The following is a 322-nucleotide window of genomic DNA, read 5'->3' on the forward strand; positions in this document are numbered from 1 at the left end:
ACAACCGTGATTCCGTGAGTAGTGGCGAGCGAAAGCGGAAGAGGCTAAACCGTATTCGTGTGATACCCGGCAGGGGTTGCGTGTACGGGGTCGTGGGACTTACTGGTCAGTTCTGCCGGACTGGCAAGGAGTCATAAAATGTCGTGGTTAGCGGAATGCGTCTGGAAAGCGTGGCCGTAGAGGGTGAAAGTCCCGTACGTGAAAACCCGACATCTCCTAGTGATGTTCCCAAGTAGCAGCGTACTCGTGAAATTCGCTGTGAATCTGGCGGGACCACCCGCTAAGCCTGAATACTCCCTGGTGACCGATAGCGGACTAGTAC

General features: G+C 55.0%; 1 rRNA gene. It reads left to right on the forward strand.

Going from position 1 to position 322, the window contains the following annotated elements:
* A 23S ribosomal RNA gene (locus ADK67_RS14410) occupies positions 1 to 322 on the forward strand; the annotation flags it as partial.

This window comes from Saccharothrix sp. NRRL B-16348, from assembly GCF_001280085.1.
GTDB lineage: Bacteria > Actinomycetota > Actinomycetes > Mycobacteriales > Pseudonocardiaceae > Actinosynnema.